The organism is Candidatus Methylomirabilota bacterium (assembly GCA_035315345.1).
Taxonomy (GTDB): domain Bacteria; phylum Methylomirabilota; class Methylomirabilia; order Rokubacteriales; family CSP1-6; genus CAMLFJ01.
The window spans coordinates 1-14,532 of the sequence record DATFYA010000148.1; the positions used below are offsets into that span (position 1 = coordinate 1).

Below are 14,532 nucleotides of genomic sequence, written 5' to 3' on the forward strand. Positions count from 1 at the left end.
TGACGAACGCGTTGAGGAGGTCGCGGCCGCGGAAGCGCCCGCGCACCAGCACGATGGCGGCCGCGGTCCCGATCACGGTGGACGCGAGCGCGGTCCAGATGGCCAGCTCGGTGGAGAGCCAGAGCGCCTGCATGAACTCCCGCCGCTGGAAGAAGTTGGCGAACCACTTGAGCGAGAAGCCCTGGGGCGGGAACGTGAAGTAGTTGCCCGCGTTGAAGGCGGCCAGCACGACCACCACCATCGGCAGCAGCAGGAAGGCGTAGACCAGCGCCACGATCGACCGGAGGATCATACGATGCCTCGCAGCGCGCGCTCGGTCACCTTGATGTAGACCGCGATGAGGGCCACCGAGATCACCAGGAGCACGAAGGCGTTGGCGGCGCCGAACGGCCAGTCGAACACCGAGAGCACCTGCTCGTAGACCACCATCGGCAGCACGTGCACCTTGAAGCCGCCCACCAGGATCGGCACCACGAAGGAGCTGATGGCGAGCGAGAAGACGAGCAGGGAGCCGGCCAGGATGCCGGGCAGCGACAGCGGCAGCGTCACCTCGAGGAAGGCCCGGCGCGGGGAAGCCCCCAGGGTCTGGGAGGCCTCGATCAGCTGGGGCTCGATGCGCTTCAGCACGCCGGTGAGCGAGAGCACCATGAACGGCAGGAACACGTGCACCAGCGCGAGCGTGACCCCGAACTTGTTGTACATGAGCGGCAGCGGGGCGCGGATCCAGCCGTGCTGGGTGAGGGTCGCGTTGATGAGGCCCCGATCGGCCAGCAGGATCATCCACCCGTAGCAGCGGATGACGATGCCGACCAGCAGCGGAGAGAGGATGAACACGATCAGCAGGGGCTTCCAGCGCGAGCGGGTCAGGGCCAGGTGGTAGGCGAGCGGATAGCCCAGGAGCAGGCACGCCACCGTGGTGAGCACGCCGAGCCACAACGTGTCCGCGAGCACGCTCAGGTAGTAGGCGTCGGTGAAGAAACGGACGTACTGGTGCAGCGTCAGCGACCACTCGAGCTGCCCGAAAGACTGCCGCGAGAAGCTGATGAGGAGCATCAGCAGCAGCGGGACGGTGAAGAACACCAGCAGCAGGAGCACGTACGGCCCCAGCAGCAGGACGCGCGCGCTCCGGGTCACGCGGCGATCTACCTCCTCGTTCGAGCGCCGGCTTTGCCGGCGCAATCCGGTTCAGGGGGGAGGTTCGGAAGGGGGGCGGAGCCCCCCTCCGAGACTAGCTCCGCGGCCACGCGGGCCACGAGGAGATTGGCCACCAGGGTCGGCGCCCCGGTCAGCGCCGCGATCTCGTCGCGCGTCTTGCGGCGGAAACCGATGCAGTCCATGACCACGAGCCCGGCCGGGCCGGCCCGCAGCGCCTCCGCGGCCCGCCGCACCGCGGCCGGGTCGTTCTCCTCGTAGGGCGACAGCGGCGCCACGTGCGCGTCGAAGCCGCAGGCGCGCCAGCGCGCGGTGGTCTGGGGCACGTGGCGCTCGGACGGGGTCAGCACACCCAGGCGGCCGGGAAAGACCATCGCGCGGAGCAGGCCCAGCAGGAGCTGCTGCGGCTCGAGGAACGGCCGCCGCGCCCGGAGCTTCGGGAACTCGCCGGTGCACAGCAGCACGTTCAGCGCGGTGCCGCGGTCCTCGAGCGCGGCGATCTGCGCCTCGATGCGCGGGATCATCCTGGTCTTGCCCACGAAGACCGACGAGCCGTCGGCCAGCCGGGTGACCAGGATCTCGTCGTCGCCTTCGGGCGCGAGCGGCGCGATCTGCTCGCGGCTGAGCCCATCGAGCGCGCCCGCCTCGACGATCTCCACGTCGCCGCCGAGGATCGCCGCCATGTCCGGCACCACGTCACTGCGCGGGGCCTGTCCCACCGTGATCAAGCCGACCCTGGTCATGTCTGCTCCTCCTGGATCATTCTCGCGTCCGCCGCGGCCCAGCCCGCGCGCACGCGGGCGCCGGCGGCGAAGCGCACCTCGCCCAGCTCGACCGCCTGCAGCTCGAGCCCGGCCTCGGATGTCAGGATGTAGCGCACCGTCTCGCCCTGGTAGACCACGTGCGCCACCGTCATGGGCAGCACCGTGTCCAGCGCGGTCGCGGGATCCAGCCGGATCCGCTCGGGGCGCAGGGCGACCGCGACAGCGGTTCCGGACGGCGCCGCGCCGGTGGCCGCGAGGGTGGTGCCGCCGCAGGCCACCACGTTGGCGCCGGCGGCCCGGCCGCTCAGCAGGTTGATGTTGCCGATGAATGAGGCCACGAAGGCGGTGGCCGGCGTCTCGTAGAGCCCGCGCGGCGGCGCGATCTGCTCGACGCGCCCGCGGTGCACCACCGCGATGCGGTCGGACATGGTGAGCGCCTCCTCCTGGTCGTGCGTGACGTAGATCGTGGTGATGCCGACCTCGCGCTGCAGGCGCTTCAGCTCGATCTTCATGTGGTCGCGCAGTTTCTTGTCGAGTGCGCCCAGCGGCTCGTCCAGCAGCAGGACCGACGGCCGCGTCACCAGGGCGCGGGCCAGGGCCACCCGCTGCTGCTCGCCGCCCGAGAGCTGGCGCGGGTAGCGCGCGCCGTGGGCGGGCAGCTGCACGAGGGCCAGGGCGTCCGCCACCCGCTGCGCGATCTCGGTCCGGGGCACGCGCTGCATGCGCAGGCCGAAGGCCACGTTCTGCGCGACCGTCCGGTGCGGGAACAGCGCGTAGTGCTGGAACACCATGCCCACCCGGCGCAGGTGCGGCGGCACGTGGGTGACGTCGGCCCCGTTGATGGCGACACGTCCGGCGTCGGGGGTCACGAACCCCGCGACCGACCGCAGCGTGGTGGTCTTGCCGCAGCCGGACGGACCGAGCAGCGTGAAGAACTCGCCCGGGACCACGCGGAGCGAGATCCCGTCGAGCGCGACGGTCGCGCCGTAGCGCTTGACGAGACCGGTCAGGGCGACGGTGCCCGCGAGGCCGGGCGCCTCGGTCAACGCATCTCCCGGTTCCACTTCTCGGTCCACTGCGGCCGCTGCTTGGCCACCTGGGCCCAGTCGAAGAGCACGAGCTTGTCGATGTCGCCGGGGCCGATCACCTTCCTGGCCACGTCGGCGGGCAGCTTCACCGTCTTGTTGGTCGGGCTCCAGAACAGCTCGGTGGCGAACGCGGTCTGCACCTCGGGCGAGAGGTAGGCGTCGATGAGCTTCCACGCCAGCTCCTTGTTCTTGGAGCCGCGGGTCACCTGCACCACCTGATCGAGGATCGGCGTGCCCTCGGTCGGGGCCACCCAGTCCACCGGGATGCCCCGGTTCTTGAGGTCGTTGGCGCCCGCGTCGTGGTGCACCGCGAGCACGACCTCCTTCTGCTCCAGCTGCTTCTCGATGGTGCCGGAGAAGTCCACCAGCTTGGGCTGCGCCTTCTTGATCGCGGCCACGCCAGCGTCGATGTCGAAGTAGTCCTTGCCGAAGATCTTGGAGATCACGAACAGGAAGTTGATGCCGAGCGTGTTGCCGATGACGTAGGTGGCCCGCTTGCCGGTGTAGGCGTCGTCCCAGAAGTCCTTCCACGACACCGGCTTCTTGACGCCGGAGTCGGTGCGGTAGGTGAGACCGATGCGCCCCCAGAACATGGCGAGGCTGGTCTCGCCGATCAGGGCCTTCGGGTAGAGGTTCTTGATGTTGGGCGCGAGCGTGTCGTTGCGCTTGTCGAAGAAGCCGCGCTCGCGCGGGATGGGGAAGGCGGGCTCGTTGCCGAAGAGCACGTCGAACGGCGGATTGTCCGGGCCGGCGGCCATGAGCTTGGCCACCCATTCCGTGCTGATGCCGGTGACGACCTCGACCTTCACGTTGTGCTTCTTCTCGAAGGGCTCCACGAGCGCCTTCTTCATCACTTCGGACCAGCGGCCGCCATAGCCGGTGACCACGAGCGTGGTCTGCTGGGCGTCCACGCGGGGCACCGACGAGAGCAGGGCGATGAGCAGGGCGACCAGGGTGACGACACCGTTCATGAGCGGGCCTCCGCGGAAAGTGTGGACCGTGCCTGGGGATGGGCGGGCTACAGCGTCTTGACGACCTCCGCCGGCCACGCGCGGGCGTCCACGCGCGCGTGCCACTCCTTGATCTTGCCGTCCGGGCCGATGATCACGCCGACCCGCTGCGCGCCCTTCTGCGGATCCACGTTGGCGCCGTAGGCGGTCCCGATCGTCCGGTCGGTGTCGCAGAGGAGCGGGAAGTTGAACGAGAACTTCTCGGCGAAGTGCCGGTTCTCGGCCGGGGTGTCGAACGATACGCCGAGGATCACCGCGTTCTTCCGCTCGTACTCGGCCTTGAGGTCGCGGAACCCGCAACCTTCCGCGGTTCACCCCGGGGTGTCGGCCTTCGGATAGAACCAGAGCACGACCGTCTTGCCCTTCAGATCGGAGAGCTTCACCGTCTGGCCGGTGTGATCGCGTCCGGTGAACTCGGGTGCCTTGTCTCCGGGGTTGAGCATGACGCCTCCTTTGTCGCCCGTCCTCTGTCGCCCGTCGGGGCGGGGCGCGGCAATCCTGCGCTTTCCCGGTCATGCCGTCAAGGCATCACGCCGATCGCCCCGCCCCGGGCGTTGCGCTGGATCGATGAGTGTCCGAGAATTGCCACGTGACGGCGCCGGGACCTCGCGTGCAGACGGTGCTCGGACCCATCGTGCCCGATGACCTCGGGGCGACGCTGATGCACGAGCATCTGCTCTGCGACATCCGTCACCCCTCCCAGCGCAAGCCCGACGATCTGGGGCCGGAGCTGGCGCTCGACAACGTGTGGGCGATCAACTACGGAACCGCGAAGGGCGCCGCGCGCAACTACCTGCTGGACGCGCGCGACGTGGCCGCCGACGAGGTGCGTCGGATGGTGGCCGCGGGCGGGCGAGCCATCGTCGATCTGTCCTCGGGCGGCCTCGGTCCGGACCCGATCGGCCTCGTCGAGATCGCCCGGGCCAGCGGCGCGCACGTGATCCTGGGCTGTGGCCACTACGTGCACGACTACCAGGACCCGGCCAACGCCACCCGCACGATCGAGGACCTGGCCGAGGAGATGGTCGAGTCCATCGAGGACGGGGTGTGGGGGACGGACGTGCGCGCGGGCATCATCGGGGAGATCGGCTGCAGCGCCCCCTGGACGCCGCAGGAGCAGCGGGTGATGCAGGCCGCGGTGCTGGCCCAGCGGCAGACCGGCGCGGCGCTGAACCTGCATCCCGGCCGCCATCCCGACCAGCCGCAGGAGGCGGCCGATTTCATCCGCGTCAAGGGCGGGCGCATGGACCGGGTGATCGTCAGCCACATCGACCGCACGATCTTCGACGCGGACCGGCTGAATCGGCTGGCCGACACCGGCTGCGTGCTCGAGTGGGATCTGTTCGGCCAGGAGTCGTCGTTCTACCGGCTGGCCGACATCGACATGCCCAACGACGCGGTCCGCCTGCGCGCGATGCGCGGGCTCATCGAGCGGGGGCACCTCGGCCAGGTCCTCATCTCCCACGACATCTGCTACCGCTCGCGGCTGGTCCGCTGGGGCGGTCACGGCTACGGCCACATCTTCACCAACGTGGTGCCGCTGATGCGCCGGCGCGGGTTCTCGGAGCGCGAGATCGACGTCATCCTGGTGGACAACCCGCGGCGGCTGCTCACGATCGAGTGAACGGGAGGCTGTCATGGATCTCACCGCGATGCGCGCGATGGACCTCGGCCAGATCACGAAGCTGATCGCGGGCGCCACCCGGCCGATCAACGTGCTGTGGCAGACCGACGACTCGATCGCCTTCGTGGCGCGCGGCCGCGAGGGCCGGAGCGAGTTCCACGTCGACCCGAGCGACGAGGTCATGTACATGATCAAGGGCGACATGAACCTGCACTACCGCACGCCCGACGGAGAGGAGAAGGTCGCGGTCATCCGCGAGGGCGAGATCCTGCACTGTCCCGCCGGCACGCCGCACTCGCCGCGCTTCGCGCCCGACTCCTTCGTGCTCGTGCTCGAGCGGAAGCGCCGGGCCGCCGAGCAGGACCGCTTCCTCTGGTATTGCCCGGCGTGCGGCGCCCGGCTCTACGAGGCGGCCCGGCAGGTGGGCGATTGGCGCGACGACCCGGTATCCGAGGTCTACGCGGATTTCTACAGCGCCGAGTCGCACCGCACGTGCGGCAAGTGCGGGCACGTCACGCCGCTCCCGGCCGACTAGAGGCTGGGGCGAGTCGTCAGGGCCAACTGGCCCCGGGTGGGCTCCGCTCAGCAGAACCACGCCTCGGTGAGCCGGGGCGGGCGCTTGCGGCCTCGACTCATTCCAGCGGCCACCGGCGCGGGCGCGGGGACCCCGGCCGCCGCGGCGGCCAGCGCCCGCACCCGGTCGAAGATCACCGGCGCGTCGGCCTTCTCCTCCACCGCGCGCGCCACCGCCTGGGCGGTCTCGGCCTGCAGCGCGTCCATGCGCGGGTCGGGGTGCGTCCAGCGATACGAGAGCGTCTCCTGCTCGAGTGCGCCGAGATGAGGCCTGAGTCCCGCGCTCTCGAGCAGCAGCGAGCCCGGGGGCACCAGCAGACGCAGGCCGTACTGCACGGGGTCGACCGCGTCGATGAGATGCTCGGCCTCCAGGTAGTCGAGCCACGCGCGATGATCGTCGAGAGTGGTCCACGGCGTGAAGGCCACCCACGTCGGCCGCAGCGCGATGCCCGCTTCCCGCGTCAGGGTCAGCGCGAGCGCGATATCGTCGCGGGTGTGCCCCTTCTCCAGGTGGGCCAGCGCGGTGTCGCTCAGCGACTCGGCCGCGGAGACGATGAACAGGCACCCGGCCTCGCGCAGCGCGGACAGGTGCCGCCGGTGGCGCAGCAGGTGCTCGATCTTCGCGGTGAAGTCGAAGGTGACGTCGGGCCACTCGGCGTGGAGATCGCGCGCCACCGCGAGGGCGTGCGTCGGTCCGTTGAGGAAATCCGGGTCGCCGAAGGTGACGTGCCGCGCGCCCGCCTCGATCTGCTGGCGCACGTCGGCGAGCACGACCTCGCGCGGCACCGCGAAGAAGCGCCCGCCGTAGACCGGCGGGATCGGGCAGTGGCGACAGCGGTGCAGGCACCCGCGCGTCGCCTCCGTGTAGGCCACCAGCTCCATGCGCCCGTCGCGCTCGAGATGGGCGTACTTCTTGATCGAGGGCAGCGCCGCGCGGCTCGGCACCGGGAAGTCGAGCCGCTGCAGATGGGGGGCGGCGGGGCGGCCCGGCCGGCCGACTCCGGGACGCGGTCCCGTGTCGCCCCGCTCGAGCGCGCCGACGAGGGCGAGCAGCGGCGTCTCCGCCTCGCCGCCGATCACGCTGTCCACCCCGTGCGCGAAGAGGTAGTCGGCGTTGAGCGTGGCGTAGAGGCCGAAGAAGCAGATGTGGGCGTCCGGATTCGCCGAGCGCGCCTGCGCGGCCACCTCGAGCCCCAGGCGCAGCGCGGTGTGCATCGGCACCGACACCGCGATGAGCCACGCGCGCCCGAGCTTTTCGACGTCCACGGGCTCGACCGACACGTCCATGACCGCGGGCCGGTAGCCCGCGCGCTCCAGGAACGCGGCGGGCCACGCCACCGCCAGCGGCTGATGGCCCAGCTCGTAGCAAGCCACCAGCAGGATGTCGCCCGCCTCGCGCATGGCGCTCAGTCTACACCCCGGTCACGAGCGCCCGACGATGGCCTCTTCCGGCTCGGGCGCGGCGCGGCCTTCGAGACGCCAGAATGCGAAGACGGCCGGCACGGTCGCGGCCATCAGGACGGCGGCGAACAGCAAGGGCATCCCCGGGTCGCCGGTGAGGTCGCGCAGCAGGCCGGCCAGGGTCTGCGAGACCGCCATGCCGAGATAGAACAGGCCGTAGTACACGCCGAGCGCGGTGGACAGGTGCTCGGCCGCGACCGCGCGGGGCAGCAGCGACATCATGATGCTGGGCGGCAGGCCGAGAAGGATGCCGCTGGCCACCATCCAGAGCGCGGGCACGGGCGCCCGGGCGATGCAGGCGATCGTGATCGTGGCGGCCAGGCAGGCGGCGACGATCAGCAGGCGCGGCCGGTTCACCCGGTCTGCGACCAGGCCGCCGATCGGCACGGCCACGATGCTGATCCAGAGCGCGGCGCCGGTGATCAGCCCCGCCTCGGTCACCGACGACCCGCGCGACATCAGGAACGACGGGGCGAAGCTCGCCACCACGATCACGCTGGCGTTCAGCAGCGCCCACCCGACGCCGGCGCTGACCGCGAGCGCCCACACGCGGCGGGGCACGTTGAGCCGGAGCGTCGCGCGCTCGACCGCCGGCGCACCGGGCGGCGCCTGGTAGACGAGCCCGACCAGGCCCAGCGCGAGGCCCGCCGCAACCACGGTGGCATACTCGGCCAGCCGCCACGACGACTCGGCGGCGAGCGGGCCCAGGATCATGAGCGCCAGGGCCATGCCGAACGGCCATGCGGCGAGCATGATGCCCATCGCGGTCTGCAGCTCGCGCCCCCGGAACCAGTCGGCCACCATGCGGGCCAGCATGATGTTGACCAGCACGCCGCCCGCGCCCCCGAGGGTGCGGCCGATGGCCGCCGAGTCGAAGCCCCCGCTGTAGGAGACGATCGTGCCGCCCACGATCAGCAGGGCGAGGCCGGCCACCACGACGCGGAGACTGCCGAAGCGCTGACCGAGCAGGCCGCCGGGCAGGGCCAGCACCACCCCCGGCAGCATGAAGAGCCCCATGAGCAGGCCGACCTGGGCGAAGGAGAGATCGAAGCCGGCGACCAGGAAGGGGGTGAGCGCAGCGATGGACTGGAACTGGAAGCCGAGGGCGGTGCGCGTGAAGAAGATCACCAGCAGCATGACCCAGCGATTCATGGCGAGGCCCTCAGCTCCGGTGGGTGATGCGGTAGATGCGCCCGGCGCCCTGATCGGAGACATAGAGCGCGCCGTCCCGACCCACGATGACGTCCACCGGGCGGCCCCACGAGGAGGCGCCCTCGAGCCAGCCGGTGATGAAGTCCTCCACCGCCGTCGGCCGCCCGTCGCGGAAGCGCACCACCACCACCTTGTAGCCGGTGGGCACGGAGCGGTTCCACGAGCCGCGGTAGGCCACGAACGCGCTGCCGCGATACTCCGGCGGGAACTGGGTGCCGGTGTAGAACGCGATGCCGATCGGCGCCGAGTGCGCCTGGATCTCGCGGGTGGCGCGGGTCACGCTGTCGCAGCGCGCGTTCCGGTCGAACCGGGTGTCGGGCTTGAGCTCGCCGGCCACCGCCATGCAGTCGGGCCAGCCGTAGAAGGCGCCCGGCTTCACCTCGGTCACGTACTCGGAGGGCGCATCGTCGCCGCGCCAGTCGCGCTCGTTGACGGTGGCCCACAGCACGCCCGCGGGATGGAACGCGAGACCGACCGCGTTGCGCAGGCCGGACGCGAAGATCGTCTCGCCGGAGCCGTCGGCGTTGTAGCGCACGACCGCAGCGCGCCGCTTGTCGCTCTCGCGGCACACGTTGCAGGAGGAGCCGACCGAGACGTACATGTGGCCGTCGGGCCCGAAGACCACCGTGCGCGACCAGTGCTGCTGGCCCCGCGGCAGGTTCGGCACGACCACCGTCTGATCGGACGCCTTCATGGCCGCCGGGTCGTAGCGGAAGCGGAGCACGCGCCCGGTCTCGGCGACGTACAGCGCGCCGTCCTTGAAGGCCAGCCCGTGGGGTGAGTCGAGCCCGTCCACCACGGTGAGCGCCGCGTCGGCCCTGGCGTCGCCGTTCTTGTCGGGCAGCGCGAGCACCCGGCCGCGGCTCGGCTCCGAGACGAGGATCGTGCCGGCGGGGTCGAAGGCCATGAGGCGGATGCTGCCCACGCCGTCGGCGAACACGTCGATGGCGAAGCCCGGCGGCAGGGTGAAGCGCGGCCCGGTCTGGGCCGCCGCGGGGTCCGGCCTCCAGATCGAGAGCGCCAGCAGACCGGACAGCAGCAGACGGCGCGCGATCACCGGCGCGATTGCCGGTACCACTCGTGGATCTCCTCGCCGGTGGTCATCCACACCCCGGGCTTCTTGCGCATGTAGTCGTACACCGCCTCGAAGTACTTGATGCGGTGTGGGACGCCGGAGATGTACGGATGCACCGCGAGCGCCATCACCCGCGGGTTCTTCGCGCCTTCCGCGTAGAGCCGATCGAACTGATCCTTCGCGCGCTGCAGCCACTCGCCCGAGGTGTGGTGCTGGATCACCATCATCGGAATGTCGTTCAGCTCGAGCGTGTAGGGCACCGAGACGAGCGGGCCGGACTGGGTGCGGATCTCGTAGGGCTGATCGTCGTTGACCCAGTCCGAGACGTACTCGATGCCCTCGGCGGCGAGATGATCGAGGGTCTCCCACGTCTCGGTGAGCCCGGGCCCGAGCCACCCTTTGGGCTTCTTGCCGGTGAACTTCTCCAGCAGCTCCACCGACTGGCGGATGGCCGCGCGCTGATCGGGAAGCAGATGCATCGCTCCCTGGACGAAGCCGTGGCCCATGAATTCCCAGCCCGCCTCCCGCATGGCGCGAGCGACCGGCTCGTAGGCCTCCACCACGTGGGCGTTGATCGCGGTGGTGGCGCGGAGCTTCCGTTTCTCGAGGGCGTCGAGCAGCCGCCAGAAGCCCACGCGCATTCCGTAGTCGTGCCAGGCCCAGTTGGGCACGTCGGGCACCACGGCCACCCCCTGGGGCGTGGTGAGGTACTGACGGGCCATCGCCTTCTCGATGTCCCACTCCTCGATGTTGACGATGGTCCACACCGCGATGCGGGCCCCTTTGGGCAACGTCCAGGGCGTGCGGGCGGGGAACGGCGAGTAGTCGAAGCGGTCGCGGGGTAGCCTCACGGGTCTCCTCCCTCGCGCAACGGGGCCAACTATACGGCAACCTCACGGTCCTCGGCCAGCGTCACGGTGGACCACTGCCCGGCGCGCGAGGCAGCGCCCCGGCCGGGGTGCACCGCCCGCTGGAAGGCGCGGTCGCGCCGGCGAGAGCGACGGCGTCCCAACGTGGCGACAAACCTGTCGGAATGCTCGGGTGGACCCGTGGCACACGCGGTGCTTTCCTGCCACGGCCATGGGTGCGACTTTTCACTCGAGCGTGCTGATCCTGGGCGTCATCCTCGTGTGCGCCTTCGGCGCGCTCGCCGACGCGCCGATCGCCGAAGGGACGACGATCCGTCACGTCAATCGCACGGACACCTCGTGTGGCGGACGGTCCCCCTGCTACGGCAGCATCCAGGCCGCGGTGAACGCGGCGCAGGCGGGCGACACCATCCAGATCCAGCCCGGCGCGTACGTCGAGCAGGTGAGCATCAGCGGCAAGAACCAGAGCGCGAAGACCGAGGCGAGCCGCATCGTCATCCAGGCGGATCCGAGCGCGTCGGTGGGCAGCGTGGTGCTGCACGGTCCGGTGCAGCAGTGCGCCCAGGGACATGCCATCCGCATCCAGCAATCGCGCTTCGTCACGATCCGCGGGCTCACCATCACCGGCGCGGGGGGCGCCGGCGTCGCGCTGGGCGGCAGCGGACAGAATCTGGCGGTGCGGCTCGAGCGCAATCGCATCGCGGGCAACGGCGGGCCCGGCTGCGACGGCGGCGTCACGATCGCCGGCGGCAACGTGGGCACGCTGATCGTCAACAACGTCATCGTCGGCAACGGCCGCAACGGCATCGTGACGACCGATCCGAACGGCGGCCTGCACGTGGTCGCGCAGAACACGATCCACGGTAACGGCTGGAACGGAGTGAGCGTGAGCCGGACTCACGCGCTGCTCCTGGTCAACAACGCGATCACCGGCAACGGCGTGCAGTCGGGCTCCACCGGCGGCCGCGCGGGCCTCTGGCGGGAGCCGGCGGCGGGCGCGCTGCCCGCGGCCATCGGGCTGCGCAACAACCTGGTCTGCGGCAACCGACTGGGAGAAATCGTCGGCGCCGTGCTCGACGCCACCGACGGTGGCAACCTGACGCCCACCGGCGCGGAGGGTGCCGGGGTCGGATCGAGCCTCGGCTGCGACGACGCGGTCACCGTGTATCGCGAGCTCCTCGCCGGGAATCCGCCGAACCTGCTGGACGCGGATCCCTCGCCGGCCGCGGCGTCTCCGCTGGTCGACCGGGGGGCGGATCCGCGGACGGTGCTGACGCCCGATCTCAACACGCGCCTGGAGGCCGATTACTTCGCCGAAGGCGCCCGGCCGGCGGCCGCCGCGCCGGGCGGCGCGGCGCGATTCGACATCGGTGCGGTCGAGCTGCGGCCGAGCGCCGAGCCGCCGGTCGTGCTGTTCGCGGCGCCCCTGCAGAACGCCCACGTGCGCGGGGTGGTCGAGGTGCAGGCGCAGGCCACCGCGGCCGGCGGCGTGGTGGCCGTGGCGCTGCGCGCCGACAGCCAGCCGCTGTCCGTGAGCTTGGCGCCCGGTCCGCCGGCGAGCGCGGTCACCGCGACCGCCAGCTGGAGCACCACCTCGGTCGCCGACGGCGTGCATACGCTGGCTGCGACCGCCACGAACGGCGCGCAGATGACGGGCACCGCCAGCCGCACCGTCATCGTGGACAACACGCCGCCGGACACGCAGATCACCGGCGGGCCGAACGAAACGATCGCGGCCACCAGCGCGACGTTCACCTTCGGCGGCGCCGACAACCTTTCGCCGGCCAGCGGGCTGGTGTTCGCGTGGAGCCTGGACGGCGGGCCCTTCGGCGGGTTCACCGGGTCGCCGACGGCGACGCTGTCGGGGTTGACGCCGGGCGCGCACGGCTTCGCGGTCAAGGCGCGCGATCTGGCGGGCAACGAGGACCAGACGCCGGCCCAGCGGAGCTTCACGGTGTCGACGCAGCAGGTGACGATCACCGAGCCCATCGGCGGCGCCACGGTTCCTTCGGGCGCGCTGCTGGTTCGTGGTACGGTCGTGTCCGGTGGGGCCGAGATCGGCGTCACCGTCAATGGAGTCGTGGCGGCCGTCCAGGGTGGCACCTTCGCCGCGATGGTGCCGGTGGCACCGCCGTCGGCCGCTCTCACCGCCGTCGCCACGGGCCCGACGGGCAACACCGTGACCCACACCGTGATGGTCAGCGTTGCCGACCAGGGAGAGAGCGGGCTCACCCTGCGGGCGCACCCCGGCACCGGGGCCGCGCCGCTGAGCGCGTCGTTCTCCATCGTGGGTGGGCCGGCGCCGTCCCGCATCGAGCTGGACCTCGATGGCAACGGCCAGGCCGACTTCATCGGGCCCAGCCTGGACGGCCAGCGCTTCACCTACTCCGTGCCGGGCGTGTACGTGCCGCGCGTTCGCGTGATCGATGCGCAGGGCGCGGTGTCCACGGCGAGCGCGGTCGTGGAGGTGCTTGACCGGGCCGCCATCGACGCGCGGCTCCAGGCTCGCTGGAGTTCGCTGCGGGATGCGCTCAGCCGGAGCGACGTCCCGGGCGCCGTTGCGCTGTTCGCCACCGCCTCCCGGGAGGCCTACCAGGACCAGCTCACGGCGCTGGCGGGCGTCGGGGCGCTCGGTCAGATCGCGGCGGACCTGAGCACGATCACGCCGGTCCGGGTGCTGGACCGAGCCGCCGAGTACGAGCTGCGCGCCGTGCAGCGCGGGACCGCGTATTCCTTCCAGGTGCTGTTCGTGATCGACACCGACGGGGTATGGCGACTGCGCGGCTTCTGATCGGACCTCGCCTCGGTTTCGGCATGCTCGCGCTGCTCGCGCTGCTGGCGGGCGGTCCTGGCGTGCGGGCCGACGAGGACACGCCGCTGCGAGTGGCGACGACTCCGTATCGGGGCACGGTGGTCGACGGCAAGACCGGCCAGCCGATCCCCTCGGTGGCGGTCGTCATCCTGTGGCAGCGCTTCGACGACCAGATCCAGGGACTGCGCCGCCTGGTCGCCGCTCGCGAGGTCTTCACCAACGAGCTTGGCGAGTTCACGCACGCGGTGGCGGCGGTCGAGCGCCAGCTCCCGGCGCGCACCCTGGCGCCGCGCATCGTCATGTTCCGTCCGGGCTACGCGCCGCTGCCCGACACGCCGCAGCTCTTTCCCCCGGGGGTGGCGGCCGGCCGCTTCGCCGGCGCAGGCGCCGAGGTGCGTCTCGAACCGGTCAGCGCCTATGAAGACCGCAGCGAGGCCTTCAACACGTTCGTCGGGATGCTGAGCGCCGCGCAGCTCTTCCCGCCGACCGAGCTCCCGGAGACGTCGGAGCTGATCCGCTACGAGCTGCAGAGCCTGGGCGTGAAGCCGGCGCGCCCGGTTTCGCCAGGAGGCGGCCGATGAGGCGCTGGGCGCCGGTGCTCGCGATTTGGTGCGTGCTCGCGATGGCAGTCGCGGCAGCCGCTCAATCGAACGAACCGTGGGAGCGCTATCTCCAGGGACCGCGCGGTCCCTACCGGGGCAAAGTCATCGACGCGGAGACACGAGCGCCGCTCGTGGGAGCGGTCGTAGTGGCCCGCTGGTCTCGGGATCGGGTCGGTCCGTTCCACTCCGTAATGGAGCACTACGCAGTGCGAGAAGTTTTGACCGACACTGAAGGAGTGTTCGTGATTGATGCGAAGGCGATTGAGGAGCGCGCTCCGAGACGCACGTGG

The 14,532-nt window shown here is 71.0% G+C and carries 15 protein-coding genes; 5 read left to right on the forward strand and 10 right to left on the reverse strand.

Going from position 1 to position 14,532, the window contains the following annotated elements:
* The 6 genes from VKN16_19590 to VKN16_19615 form a co-directional block, all read right to left on the reverse strand.
* On the reverse strand, positions 1–292 hold a 292-nt coding region (locus VKN16_19590; GenBank protein ID HME96410.1), incomplete at its 3' end, for an ABC transporter permease.
* Positions 289–1,134 (reverse strand): ABC transporter permease, encoded by an 846-nt coding sequence (locus tag VKN16_19595; protein HME96411.1) that lies wholly within the window; start codon positions 1,132–1,134, stop codon positions 289–291. The genes VKN16_19595 and VKN16_19590, both read right to left, overlap by 4 nt.
* An 8-nt stretch (positions 1,135–1,142) precedes the next feature.
* Complete coding sequence (locus VKN16_19600; protein ID HME96412.1) at positions 1,143–1,895, reverse strand: AroM family protein; 753 nt, start codon at positions 1,893–1,895, stop codon at positions 1,143–1,145.
* Entirely contained in the window at positions 1,892–2,962 is a 1,071-nt protein-coding gene (locus VKN16_19605) for an ABC transporter ATP-binding protein (GenBank protein HME96413.1), read from the reverse strand. Before VKN16_19605 ends, VKN16_19600 begins: the two co-directional genes overlap by 4 nt.
* On the reverse strand, positions 2,959–3,975 hold the full coding sequence (locus VKN16_19610; protein HME96414.1) for an extracellular solute-binding protein: 1,017 nt from the start codon (positions 3,973–3,975) through the stop codon (positions 2,959–2,961). The genes VKN16_19605 and VKN16_19610 overlap by 4 nt, the downstream gene beginning before the upstream one ends.
* Before the next feature lie 47 nt (positions 3,976–4,022).
* The gene (locus VKN16_19615) at positions 4,023–4,457 is read right to left on the reverse strand and encodes a peroxiredoxin (GenBank protein HME96415.1); all 435 of its coding nucleotides are present in this window, start codon (positions 4,455–4,457) and stop codon (positions 4,023–4,025) included.
* 146 nt (positions 4,458–4,603) lie between these two features.
* On the opposite strand from VKN16_19615, the gene VKN16_19620 reads away from it, so the two are divergent.
* Together VKN16_19620 and VKN16_19625 are read left to right on the forward strand one after the other, a co-directional pair.
* Positions 4,604–5,638 (forward strand): aryldialkylphosphatase, encoded by a 1,035-nt coding sequence (locus VKN16_19620; GenBank protein ID HME96416.1) that lies wholly within the window; start codon positions 4,604–4,606, stop codon positions 5,636–5,638.
* 13 nt (positions 5,639–5,651) lie between these two features.
* Positions 5,652–6,173 (forward strand): 3-hydroxybutyryl-CoA dehydratase, encoded by a 522-nt coding sequence (locus VKN16_19625; GenBank protein ID HME96417.1) that lies wholly within the window; start codon positions 5,652–5,654, stop codon positions 6,171–6,173.
* Between the two features lie 47 nt (positions 6,174–6,220).
* Here VKN16_19625 and VKN16_19630 read toward each other — a convergent pair whose 3' ends face one another.
* The 4 genes from VKN16_19630 to VKN16_19645 are packed head-to-tail and all read right to left on the reverse strand — an operon-like array spanning position 6,221 to position 10,810.
* Positions 6,221–7,612, reverse strand: coding sequence for a CUAEP/CCAEP-tail radical SAM protein (locus VKN16_19630; protein HME96418.1), 1,392 nt, complete (start codon positions 7,610–7,612; stop codon positions 6,221–6,223).
* A 21-nt stretch (positions 7,613–7,633) separates the two neighbouring features.
* The gene (locus tag VKN16_19635; GenBank protein ID HME96419.1) at positions 7,634–8,824 is read right to left on the reverse strand and encodes an MFS transporter; all 1,191 of its coding nucleotides are present in this window, start codon (positions 8,822–8,824) and stop codon (positions 7,634–7,636) included.
* Positions 8,825–8,834: 10 nt separating this feature from the next.
* The gene (locus tag VKN16_19640) at positions 8,835–9,962 is read right to left on the reverse strand and encodes a PQQ-dependent sugar dehydrogenase (protein ID HME96420.1); all 1,128 of its coding nucleotides are present in this window, start codon (positions 9,960–9,962) and stop codon (positions 8,835–8,837) included.
* The gene (locus tag VKN16_19645) at positions 9,938–10,810 is read right to left on the reverse strand and encodes a polysaccharide deacetylase family protein (protein HME96421.1); all 873 of its coding nucleotides are present in this window, start codon (positions 10,808–10,810) and stop codon (positions 9,938–9,940) included. Before VKN16_19645 ends, VKN16_19640 begins: the two co-directional genes overlap by 25 nt.
* A 229-nt stretch (positions 10,811–11,039) precedes the next feature.
* Here VKN16_19645 and VKN16_19650 point away from each other — a divergent pair, with 229 nt between their 5' ends.
* The 3 genes from VKN16_19650 to VKN16_19660 form a co-directional block, all read left to right on the forward strand.
* On the forward strand, positions 11,040–13,619 hold the full coding sequence (locus VKN16_19650) for a right-handed parallel beta-helix repeat-containing protein (GenBank protein ID HME96422.1): 2,580 nt from the start codon (positions 11,040–11,042) through the stop codon (positions 13,617–13,619).
* A gap of 23 nt (positions 13,620–13,642) precedes the next feature.
* A complete protein-coding gene (locus VKN16_19655) occupies positions 13,643–14,221 on the forward strand; it encodes a hypothetical protein (GenBank protein HME96423.1) in 579 nt (192 codons plus the stop codon).
* A partial coding sequence (locus VKN16_19660; GenBank protein HME96424.1) for a hypothetical protein occupies positions 14,218–14,532 on the forward strand: 315 nt, incomplete at its 3' end. The genes VKN16_19655 and VKN16_19660, both read left to right, overlap by 4 nt.

Bases quoted from the DNA above. Each gene is read 5' to 3' on its own strand.
- VKN16_19625 (HME96417.1), top strand. From the start codon at position 5,652: ATGGATCTCACCGCGATGCGCGCGATGGACCTCGGCCAGATCACGAAG.
- VKN16_19630 (HME96418.1), bottom strand. From the start codon at position 7,612: ATGCGCGAGGCGGGCGACATCCTGCTGGTGGCTTGCTACGAGCTGGGC.
- VKN16_19655 (HME96423.1), top strand. From the start codon at position 13,643: ATGCTCGCGCTGCTCGCGCTGCTGGCGGGCGGTCCTGGCGTGCGGGCC.
- VKN16_19635 (HME96419.1), bottom strand. From the start codon at position 8,824: ATGAATCGCTGGGTCATGCTGCTGGTGATCTTCTTCACGCGCACCGCC.
- VKN16_19610 (HME96414.1), bottom strand. From the start codon at position 3,975: ATGAACGGTGTCGTCACCCTGGTCGCCCTGCTCATCGCCCTGCTCTCG.
- VKN16_19650 (HME96422.1), top strand. From the start codon at position 11,040: ATGGGTGCGACTTTTCACTCGAGCGTGCTGATCCTGGGCGTCATCCTC.
- VKN16_19600 (HME96412.1), bottom strand. From the start codon at position 1,895: ATGACCAGGGTCGGCTTGATCACGGTGGGACAGGCCCCGCGCAGTGAC.